The organism is Actinomyces sp. HMSC075C01 (genome assembly GCF_001812965.1).
Taxonomy (GTDB): Bacteria; Actinomycetota; Actinomycetes; order Actinomycetales; family Actinomycetaceae; genus Actinomyces; species Actinomyces acetigenes.
This window is the reverse complement of the sequence record NZ_KV810914.1, coordinates 1-9916: the sequence shown is the minus strand read 5'-3', so window position 1 is coordinate 9916 and position 9916 is coordinate 1. Positions and strand designations below refer to the sequence as shown.

Annotated in this window: 8 protein-coding genes; 3 read left to right on the top strand and 5 right to left on the bottom strand. The window is 70.7% G+C overall.

Annotation, left to right across the window (positions count from 1 at the left end; genetic code table 11):
• Positions 1–82: 82 nt before the first annotated feature.
• Positions 83–2359, bottom strand: coding sequence for an NADP-dependent isocitrate dehydrogenase (locus tag HMPREF2883_RS00135; RefSeq protein WP_070658074.1), 2277 nt, complete (start codon positions 2357–2359; stop codon positions 83–85).
• Between the two features lie 221 nt (positions 2360–2580).
• The gene (locus tag HMPREF2883_RS00130) at positions 2581–3081 is read right to left on the bottom strand and encodes a DoxX family membrane protein (RefSeq protein ID WP_070658073.1); all 501 of its coding nucleotides are present in this window, start codon (positions 3079–3081) and stop codon (positions 2581–2583) included.
• Between the two features lie 356 nt (positions 3082–3437).
• On the opposite strand from HMPREF2883_RS00130, the gene HMPREF2883_RS00125 reads away from it, so the two are divergent.
• From HMPREF2883_RS00125 to HMPREF2883_RS15795, 3 genes are all read left to right on the top strand, one after another.
• Positions 3438–4106 carry a sigma-70 family RNA polymerase sigma factor gene (locus tag HMPREF2883_RS00125; protein ID WP_070658076.1) on the top strand — a complete coding sequence of 223 codons (669 nt, stop codon included), beginning with the start codon at positions 3438–3440 and terminating at the stop codon, positions 4104–4106.
• Positions 4103–4540, top strand: a complete 438-nt coding sequence (rsrA, locus tag HMPREF2883_RS00120; RefSeq protein ID WP_070658072.1) for a mycothiol system anti-sigma-R factor — start codon at positions 4103–4105, stop codon at positions 4538–4540. Before HMPREF2883_RS00125 ends, rsrA begins: the two co-directional genes overlap by 4 nt.
• A gap of 160 nt (positions 4541–4700) precedes the next feature.
• The gene (locus HMPREF2883_RS15795; protein WP_370538935.1) at positions 4701–4775 is read left to right on the top strand and encodes a 50S ribosomal protein bL37; all 75 of its coding nucleotides are present in this window, start codon (positions 4701–4703) and stop codon (positions 4773–4775) included.
• A gap of 101 nt (positions 4776–4876) precedes the next feature.
• Here HMPREF2883_RS15795 and HMPREF2883_RS00115 read toward each other — a convergent pair whose 3' ends face one another.
• The 3 genes from HMPREF2883_RS00115 to HMPREF2883_RS14955 all read right to left on the bottom strand — a co-directional run.
• A complete protein-coding gene (locus HMPREF2883_RS00115; protein ID WP_003785741.1) occupies positions 4877–5470 on the bottom strand; it encodes a GDSL-type esterase/lipase family protein in 594 nt (197 codons plus the stop codon).
• 132 nt (positions 5471–5602) lie between these two features.
• Positions 5603–9430, bottom strand: coding sequence for a multifunctional oxoglutarate decarboxylase/oxoglutarate dehydrogenase thiamine pyrophosphate-binding subunit/dihydrolipoyllysine-residue succinyltransferase subunit (locus tag HMPREF2883_RS00110; protein ID WP_070658071.1), 3828 nt, complete (start codon positions 9428–9430; stop codon positions 5603–5605).
• A gap of 203 nt (positions 9431–9633) precedes the next feature.
• Positions 9634–9916, bottom strand: a 283-nt coding sequence (locus HMPREF2883_RS14955) for a hypothetical protein (RefSeq protein WP_176747101.1), incomplete at its 5' end; no start/stop codon positions are given.

Here is a 9916-nt window from a genome sequence, read left to right as displayed (position 1 = left end):
GCTGGCGTCGGCCAGCTCTGTGAATAAGTCTCCTGATGTTCTTCGAGGGGGGATTGAGTGTCCTCGCTGAGCTCGCCACGTTTTATTGCAGCGCCTCGATGACCGCGTTGAGGGTGGTTGACGGACGCATGACGGCGTCGGTCAGGGCCGCATCGGGACGGTAGTAGCCGCCGATGTCCACCGGGGAGCCCTGGACGGCCAGCAGCTCGGCCTGAATCGTGTCATTGAAGGCCTCGAGCTGCTGGGCGATCGGGGAGAAGACGGCGGCGAGCTCGGGACTGGTCTCCTGCGCGGCCAGCTCGCGGGCCCAGTACAGGGCCAGCCAGGCGTGCGAGCCGCGGTTGTCGATCTGCCCCAGGCGGCGTGCCGGGGAGCGGTTCTCCTCCAGCAGCCGGGCCGTGGCGGCCTCCAGGGCGTCGGCCAGGACCTCGGCGCGCTCGTTGCCGCTGACCTGGGCCACGTGGTGGAAGGCCTCCGCCAGGGCCAGGAACTCGCCCAGGGAGTCCCAGCGCAGGTAGTCCTCCTCAAGCAGCTGGCGCACGTGCTTGGGGGCCGAGCCCCCGGCGCCGGTCTCATAGAGGCCGCCGCCGTTCATCAGCGGCACCACCGAGAGCATCTTGGCGCTCGTGCCCAGCTCGAGGATGGGGAAGAGGTCCGTGTTGTAGTCGCGCAGCACGTTGCCGGTCACCGAGATCGTGTCCTCGCCGCGGCGGGCGCGCTCCAGGGACAGGCGCGTGGCCGCCACCGGGTCCAGGACGCGAATGTCCAGGCCCTCGGTGTCCTCATCTGCCAGGTAACGGTTCACCAGGTCGATGAGGACGGCGTCGTGCCCGCGCTCGGGGTCCAGCCAGAAGACGGCCGGGGCGCCGGTGGCTCGGGCCCGCGTGACCGCCAGGTGCACCCAGTCGCGGATGGGGGCGTCCTGGGTGGTGCAGGCCCGCCAGATGTCGCCGGCGGCCACCTCGTGGGACAGCAGCACCGCACCGGGCTCGGCCCCCGCCCCCTCGACCGCGACGACCTCGACGGTGCCGTCGGCCGGGATGAGGAAGGTCTTGTCGTGGCTGCCGTACTCCTCGGCCTTGCGGGCCATGAGGCCCACATTGGGCACCGATCCCATGGTGGCCGGGTCCAGGGCGCCGTGGGTGCGGCAGTCATCGATGACGGCCTGGTAGACCCCGGCGTAGGAGGAGTCCGGGATGACGGCGAGGGTGTCCGCGGTCTGGCCGTCCGGCCCCCACAGGTGCCCGCCGGCCCGGATCATGGCGGGCATGGAGGCGTCGATGATGACGTCACTGGGCACGTGCAGGTTCGTGACGCCGCGCTCGGAGTCCACCATGGACAGGCGCGGCCCGGCGGCCAGCTCGGCCTCGATGGCGGCGCGGATCTCCTCGCCCTGGGGCAGCGAGTCCAGGCCCGCCAGGATCGAGGCCAGCCCGTCCTCGGCCCGCAGGCCCGCCTCGGCCAGGACCCGCCCATAGGTGGAGAAGACGCCCGGCAGGGCGGCGCGCACCGCGTGACCGAAGATGATCGGGTCGGAGACCTTCATCATCGTGGCCTTCAGGTGCACCGACAGCAGCAGGTCCTCGTTCTTGGCGGCGGCCACCTGCCGGGCGAGGAACTCATCCAGGGCGGCGGCACTCATGAAGGTGGCGTCCACGACCTCCCCGGCGGTCACCGGCAGCGACTCCCGCAGGACGATCGGCTTGCCGCCGTCGGCCGGGCGCAACCGGATCTGCAGGGTGCCGGCCTCGGGCACGACGACGCTGCGCTCATTGCGCCGGAAGTCGCCCGATCCCATCGTGGCCACGCGGGTGCGCGACTGGGGCGACCAGGCCCCCATCGAGTGCGGGTGGGAGCGGGCGTAGGCCTTGACGGCCGCCGGGGCGCGCCGGTCCGAGTTGCCCTCGCGCAGGACGGGGTTGACGGCGCTGCCCTTGACGGCGTCGTAGGCGGCGCGTGCCTCCCGCTCGGCGGGCGTGGCGGGGGAGTCGGGGTAGTCGGGGATCTCGTGGCCCAGGGCCTGGAGCTCGGCGATGGCGGCCTTGAGCTGGGGCAGGGAGGCGGAGATGTTGGGCAGCTTGATGATCGTGGCCGCTGGGGACTGGGTGAGCTCACCCAGGCGGGCCAGGTCGTCGTCGGCCAGGGAGAAGGCTGCCAGGATGCGTCCCCCCAGCGAGATGTCCGCGGTGCCCACGCTCACGCCCGCCCGCTGGGCGAAGCCGCGCACGATCGGCAGGAAGGAGTGGGTCGCCAGCATCGGGGCCTCATCGGTCCAGGTGTAGATGATGTCGGGCTGTGCAGCCTGCTCCGACTGGGGCGACTGGCTTGCCTGAGCCGGCTGGGCGGACTGGACGGTCATGAGTGCTCCCTAGCGTGTCGATGACGTGTCTGCGCTTGGTGGTCGGTGGTGCGGGCGCCTCAGGGCGCCGCGACCGGTCGGAAGTGGACCGGGGCGAGCGTAGCCGCCGCCTGTGTCGCCCAGGTGACAGGTGCCGGGGCGCTCCGGGAGGTGACGGCGATGGGCCGACGTCGGATCCGGGCCTGGAACCAACGGGGTCCGATGGGGCCGGCGAGGATGACTCAGGCGGTCACGTAGCGCCGCTGGGCGGCCTGCTGGGCGGCCTGCATCGCCTCGCGCTGCTGGCGGGCGTTGCGCACCTGCCAGGCCAGGGACGGCCTGCCCTGACGGTCGACGGCGGCCAGCGCGAGCCCGGCTCCCAGGGCGGCCCCGCGCAGCATCCCGGAGAGGGCCTCCTTGCGGGCCTGCGTCCCCTTGACCGCCCAGACGGGGTTGTTGACCACGGTGAGGGGCACGTTGAGGGCGGCCAGGATGGTGGCGTTCGTGCGGGGCGCCCGGCCGGCGGCCAGCCCCAGCCCGGCCACGAGGCTCACGGCGCCCGAGGCACGGGTGAGCAGCCGGGCGTCAGAGGCCAGCACCGGCGGCAGGCCGGCCTGCTCCAGCGTGGGGGCGACCTTCTCGAACTTCTCCACGTGGCGCGACGGGCGCACCATGGCGTCGAGTCCATCGACGATGAAGGGCGCAGCGAGCATGGGGCGGACGAAGGAGCGCAGAATGTTCATGCCCCCATCCTGACCTACACGGGCGGCTCGGGCCAGCGATATCGCCGCTCGAACGTGGCGCGTGCCTCGCTGGGCGCGGACGGGGAATGAATCCTGGCCGCTATCGCGTTGGTCAGGACATGAGTACTCAGCAGCCGACCGCGCCGCCATCGAGACGGACCACCCGCCGGCGGGGCGCACCACCGAGCGGGCCACGAGGCCGCCGTGAGCGGCCCGGCCGGCAGGACCGGCGCCGCAGGCACCGTGTCCCGTCGGGACGGCCGGCCAGGATGACCGAGATGATGACCGAGACAATGGCCGAGGCTCGTGGCGTCGGTGAGGCCCAGGACCCCAGGAGCACGTTAGGCTCGTGGCTGATGACGGACATCGACGACCACACAGATGAGCTCGCCCTGGATGAGGTGATCGATCCGGGCGATGACGTACGCGATCTGGACCGGGCGCCGGCCGGTGAGGACGAGGCCGCCCGGGCCGCCCGCTTCGAGGCCGAGGCCCTGCCCTACCTGGACCAGCTCTACGGCGCCGCCCTGCGCATGACCCGTAACCGGGCTGACGCCGAGGACCTTGTGCAGGACGCCTACGCCAAGGCCTTCGGCTCCTTCCACCAGTACCGGCCCGGCACCAACCTCAAGGCCTGGCTCTACCGGATCCTGACCAACACCTTCATCAACTCCTACCGCAAGAAGCAGCGCGAGCCGCTCCAGTCCGACGCGGAGGCGGTCGAGGACTGGCAGCTGCACCGGGCCGCCTCCCACGACTCGGTGGGGCTGCCCAGCGCGGAGAACCTCGCCCTGGACGCCCTGCCGGACTCCGACATCAAGGACGCCCTGGGACAGCTCACCGAGGACCGGCGCCTGGCCGTCTACCTGGCGGACGTGGAGGGCTTCTCCTACAAGGAGATCGCCGAGATCATGGACACGCCCATCGGGACCGTCATGTCCCGGCTGCACCGAGGGCGCCGCCAGCTGCGCGAGCTGCTGGCCGACTACGCCCGAGAGTACGGATACGGGGAGGAGGAGAAATGACAGACCACATGGAACCGGGTACCAACGGCGACAAGAGCGCCGAGCCGGTCAAGAGCCCCAAGACGGCAGACGACTCCCAGGACTGCTCCTGCGCTGAGGCCCGCGCCCACCTGGAGGCCTTCCTCGACCGCGAGTGCACCGCCGACCTGGCCGAGCGCCTCGCCCAGCACGTGGCCACCTGCTCGCACTGCTCCCGCCTCGCCGACGCCGAGACCCACCTGCGGGAGATCCTGCGCTCGCGGTGCGCCGAGCAGGCCCCTCCCGAGCTGCGCGCCCGCGTCCTGGGGCGCCTGTCGGCCCTGCGCGCCACCGCGGTGAGCGTGACGACGACGTCGACCACGACCCGGACCCAGTCCTCCGCCTCCGGGCGGGTCGTGCGCGTCGTGGAGTCCCGGGTCGAGTCCTCCCGGACCGTCCGCTTCGAACGCGACTGAGGACGCGGCCGGGCCCCGCCGGCAGTGACGTGCGCTGACGTGTGGTCGCCTTCACCGGTTGGTCGGCGGCACGAGACTGGCCCAGGCGCGCCGCCGTGTGCGAGAATCAGCGGCGTTCCGTGCCCCCTCGTGGGGCGAGTCAAGACACGAGGAGGCAGTGATGAGCAAGCGCGGTCGTAAGCGTCGTGCACGCGCCAAGTCCAGCGCCAACCACGGCAAGCGTCCCAACGCCTGAGCCGGGTAGCGCACTGAGCGCAACGCCCTGAGACATACAGCCGTCGGCCGGTCACTACTCACGGTGACCGGCCGACGTGACGTGAACGGGGCGCTGGGGCCTCAGGACTCGGGGCGCTCGACGCCGAGCCACTCGTACCAGCCGCGGTGCAGCACCAGCCAGGCCAGCAGACCGTATCCGGCTTGGCCCGGGTGCGTGCCGCCGGCGGCGGCGACGTCGGCCGTCCACTGCTCGTGGTTGCGCAGCGGCTCGAAGGCGTCCACGTAGGGCACGTTGCGCCTCAGGCACACCTCCTCGGCGGCCTGGGAGAGCTGGGCGGTGGCGTCGGGGTCGGCCTCGGGCAGGGGAGGGGGCCCGACCACGAAGCATTCGCGGTGGTCGGAGGCGGCAGTGTCGAGGATGTTGGCCAGGGCCAGGCGTGAGCGGGCGTAGGAGATGCCGGCGAGCACGTCGGCCACGCCCAGCCCCACGACGAGCCGGTTGATGCCGGTGTGCGTGGAGCGCCGGGCCACCTCGGGGCCCCAGCGGTCGGACATCTGCGCCGTCGTCTCACCGGGAACCGCCAGCGAGGTCCACAGGATGTCGGCGTCCCGGGGCGTGCGGGCCATGACCCGGCCCGTCCATCCCAGGGCGCGCCCGTCACCATGACCGGCCACCAGCTCGTCGCCAATGAAGCTCAGCCTCGTCTCACGCATGGCAGCGCCTCCTCATGCCTCATGATTCCTCATGCTGTCTTGACATTATCGTGACCTTGGGTTGTAACGGTGGAGGTTGACGGCATTTCGGAGGCTTTGGCCTGCAATGAGTCGGAAACGATCAGCCCGTTCTCAGTGGCGGGCGAAGGCCTGACGGAGGATCTCCTCCTGCTGGGCGCGGTGGACGCCGGCGGTGCCCACCGCCGGGGCGGCGGCCTCAGGCCGGGAGACCAGCGTCGGTAGGACACCACCGGTCAGGTCGGTCGGCAGGTGGAGCGCCAGGTAGGGCCACATGCCCTGGTTGGCGGGCTCGTCCTGCACCCACACGAGCTCGGCCCCACTGAAGGGGGCCAGCGCCTCGGCGATGTCCTGGGTCTGAAGCGGATAGAGCTGCTCGAGGCGGACGATGGCCGTGCTCGTGTCCCCGGTCTTGGTCCGGTGGGCCAGCAGGTCGTAGTAGACACGCCCCGAGCACAGCAGCACCCGGTCCACGCCTTGCTTGCGCGCTGCGGCCAGGACGGCGTCGTCGGTCTCCCCGATGACCGGCTTGAAGGTGCCGGAGGTGAAGCCCTCCACCGGCGAGCAGGCGGCCTTCAGACGCAGCAGCTGCTTGGGGGTGAAGACGATGAGCGGGCGGCGCGGGCGGGTGTAGGTGTGTTCGCGCAGCAGGTGGAAGTAGCTGGCGGGCGTGGAGGGCTGGACCACCAGCATGTTGTCCTGGGCGCACATCTGCAGGTAGCGCTCGATGCGGGCCGAGGAGTGGTCGGGTCCCTGCCCCTCCTGGCCGTGGGGGAGCAGCATGACCAGGCCGGAGCGCTGCCCCCACTTCTGGGCGGCGGAGGTGACGTACTCGTCGATGACGGACTGGGCGCCGTTGGCGAAGTCGCCGAACTGGGCCTCCCACATGGTCAGCCCCTCGGGGCGCTCCACCGAGTAGCCGTACTCGAAGGCCAGGGCGGCGTACTCGCTGAGCAGGGAGTCGTAGATCTCCAGGGGCGCCTGGTCCGGGGTCAGGAAGCTCAGGGGCGTCCACTCCTGCCCGGAGGCGTGGTCGTGCAGGACGGCGTGACGCTGGGCGAAGGTGGCGCGGCGGGCGTCCTCGCCGGCCAGGCGGATCGGCACGCCCTCCATGAGCAGGCTCCCCAGGGCGATGAGCTCTCCGAGCCCCCAGTCGATGCCGCCCTCGCGCGTGGCCTCGCGGCGCTTGGAGAGCATGGCCTGGAGCTTGGGGTGGACGGTGAAGGACTCGGGCCAGGCGACCTGGGCGTCGCCGATGCGCTCGACGACGTCGCGCGGCACGGCCGAGGTCCAGCCCAGCATCATGCCGGTGCCCGCCCGCTGGGAGTAGGGGATCTCCAAGGAGGACAGGGGCACGCCCACCTTCGTGGGGTCCGACAGGTCCTGCGTGAAGGTGTCAGCTGCCTCCCCGGCGCCGTCGGAGCCCGTGCCCCCGGTGACCTGGACGCGGGCCTCGGTGAAGACCCGCTCCAGCTCGTCCTGGTAGCTCTTGGCGATCTCGCCGGCCTCCTGCGGGGTGATGTCGCCGCGCCCCACGAGAGCGGCGGTGTAGACCCCGCGCGTGGAGTCCAGGGAGTCGATGAGCCGGTACATGAGCGGCTGGGTCATCGAGGGGTCGTCGCCCTCGTTGTGGCCGCGGCGCCGGTAGCAGATGAGGTCGATGATGACGTCCTTGTGGAAGGTGCGTCGGTACTCGTAGGCGTGGCGGGCAGTGCGGGCCACCGTCTCGGGGTCGTCGGCGTTGACGTGGAAGATCGGCACCTGCAGGCCCTTGGCCAGGTCGGTGGCGTAGATGGTGGAACGGGCCGAGGCCGAGCCGGTGGTGAAGCCGATCTGATTGTTGACGATGATGTGGACGGTGCCGCCGGTGCGGTAGGCGGGCAGCTGGCTCATGTTGAGGGTCTCGTAGACCACGCCCTGGCCGGCGAAGGCGGCGTCGCCGTGGACGAGGACCGGCATGACCGTGTAGCCCTTCTCGCCCAGGCCGATGCGGTCCTGCTTGGCGCGCACGATGCCCTCGACGACGCCGTCGACCGTCTCCAGGTGGGAGGGGTTGGCGGCCAGGGAGACGCGGGTGGAGACGCCGTCGGTCCCGGAGAAGACGCCCACGGTGCCCAGGTGGTACTTGACGTCCCCGGTGCCGGCGCCCTCGATGACGCCGTTGCCCTCGAACTCGTCGAAGACCTGCCCGTAGGACTTGCCGGCGATGTTGGTGAGCACGTTGAGGCGGCCGCGGTGGGCCATGCCGATGACGACCTCGTCGAGGCCGTCGTGGGCGGCGGCGTCGAGCAGGCGGTCCAGGGCCACGATGAGGGACTCCCCGCCCTCGAGGCTGAAGCGCTTCTGGCCCACGTACTTGGTCTGCAGGAAGGTCTCGAAGGCCTCGGCCTGCTCCAGCTTGGTGAGGATCCGACGGCGCTCCTCGTCACCGATGTCCTCCCAGTCGCGCTCGAGGCGCTCCTGCCACCAGGCGCGCTGGGCCGGGTCCTGGATGTGCATGTACTCCACGCCCACGGTGCGGCAGTAGGCGTCGCGCAGCATCTTGAGGATCTCGCGCAGGGTGGCCCGATCGCGCCCGCCCAGCCCCCGGGTGGGGAAGGAGCGGTCCAGGTCCCACAGGCTCAGCCCGTAGGAGGTGATGTCCAGGTCGGGGTGGCGGCGCAGGCGGTAGGTGAGCGGGTCGTTGTCGGCGGCCAGGTGGCCGCGCTGACGGTAGGCGTGGATGAGCTCGGCCACGCGCGCCGGCTTGCCGGTCTCCAGCTCGGGGTCGTAGGTGGTGTCACGCATCCACACGACCGGCTCGAGGGGGATGCGCAGGGACTCGAAGGCCCGGTTCCAGAAGCCATCCAGTCCCAGGAGCTTGCGCTCCACCAGGCGCAGGAACTCGCCGGAGGCGGCGCCCTGGATGACGCGGTGGTCGTAGGTGGAGGTCAGGGTGACGACCTTGCCGATGCCGTGGCGGGCCAGGGTGTCGGGGCTGGCGCCGGCGAAGGCGGCCGGGTAGTCCATGGCGCCGACCCCCACGATGAGCCCCTGGCCGGGCATGAGACGCGGTACCGAGTGCAGGGTGCCGATCATGCCGGGGTTGGTCAGCGTCACGGTGGTGCCGCGGAAGTCGTCAAGGTCCAGCTTGTTCTCGCGAGCCTTGGCCACGAGGGCCTCGTAGGCCTCCACGAACTGGGACAGGTTCATAAGATCGGCCTGCTTGATGGAGGGCACCAGCAGGCGGCGCTGCCCGTCAGCGCCGGGCACGTCAATGGCCAGGCCGAAGGCCACGTGGGCGGGCTCGTGCAGGACCGGCTTACCGGCCTCGTCAACCCCGTAGGAGACGTTCATCGAGGGCATCTCGGTCAGGGACTCGACCACCGCCCAGCCGATGAGGTGGGTGAAGGAGACCTTGCCGCCGCGGGTGCGGGCCAGGTGGCTGTTGATGACGGCCCGGTTCTCAATGAGGACCTTGGCGGGCACGGCCCGGGCTGAGGTGGCCGTGGGCATGGACAGGGAGTCGTCCATGTTCTTGGCGGTGCGGGCCGCCGCCCCCTTGAGCCTGGTAGTGCGGTCCTCGTAGGCGTCGCCGTCCTGGTCGTGAGCGGGGTGGGTGGCCTGGCGCTGGGCGTAGGGGGAGGTCGGGGGTGCGGTGTCCGACGGCGGGGCCGGCGGCAGGTCGGAGCGCGTGACGTCCTGGACGGCTGAGGGACGGCGCAGGGTGGAAGCGGACTGGGGCGTGATGGTGGCCCGGCGCGGCCCACCGAAGGCCGACGACGCAGAGTCGTTGGAAGAGGTAGAGCCCGGTTGGTGCAGACCAGCACTCGGATCGGTCTCGAAGAGCTCGCGCCACTGGGGACTCACGGAAGAGGGATCCGCCGACCAGGCGGCCCGCATCTCCTCCACCATCCACTCATTGGCACCGAAGCCTGGGCTGATCTGGTCCTGCGTGGGCACGTCGGGTCTCCTCGGAGCTCGTCAGTCTCCCGTTCCGACACTGGGAGCCTCAGCGGGACCCCGGGGGAGGAACGGCGGTGTTCACCAGACATCCTAGAAGGTGAAGGGCGTCTCATGCGAGCAAATACGGGACCAAAGACACATGCGTGTCCCGGGCGTGACGCGCTCGCGGCTGCGGGTCCGGCTGGGCCGGTAGCGGCGGCCTACAGGTCTCGCCACTCCTCGAAGGCATCGAGCCGGGACGTATCGCCGTCAGCAAGTGTCTGAGCCACCGCCTCGAGCAGATTCAGCCGAGGGTCCTCCTCGTTCCGGAGCCGCTCCAGGTTCATCTTGCATGCCCCATCACCTGTCGTCACACCGTCTGCCAGAAGGGCCTTGAGGGCTCTCCCGGACTCCTTGCCGTACTTGGGTGAATGGGCAAACAGGTAGAAATAGTATTCGGCCAGTAAAGTAAGGTTATTCAGGGGGTGGTGGTGTAGGTGTAGA

Bases quoted from the DNA above. Each gene is read 5' to 3' on its own strand.
- HMPREF2883_RS00135 (WP_070658074.1), bottom strand. From the start codon at position 2,359: ATGACCGTCCAGTCCGCCCAGCCGGCTCAGGCAAGCCAGTCGCCCCAG.
- HMPREF2883_RS00130 (WP_070658073.1), bottom strand. From the start codon at position 3,081: ATGAACATTCTGCGCTCCTTCGTCCGCCCCATGCTCGCTGCGCCCTTC.
- HMPREF2883_RS00125 (WP_070658076.1), top strand. From the start codon at position 3,438: ATGACGGACATCGACGACCACACAGATGAGCTCGCCCTGGATGAGGTG.
- rsrA (WP_070658072.1), top strand. From the start codon at position 4,103: ATGACAGACCACATGGAACCGGGTACCAACGGCGACAAGAGCGCCGAG.
- HMPREF2883_RS00115 (WP_003785741.1), bottom strand. From the start codon at position 5,470: ATGCGTGAGACGAGGCTGAGCTTCATTGGCGACGAGCTGGTGGCCGGT.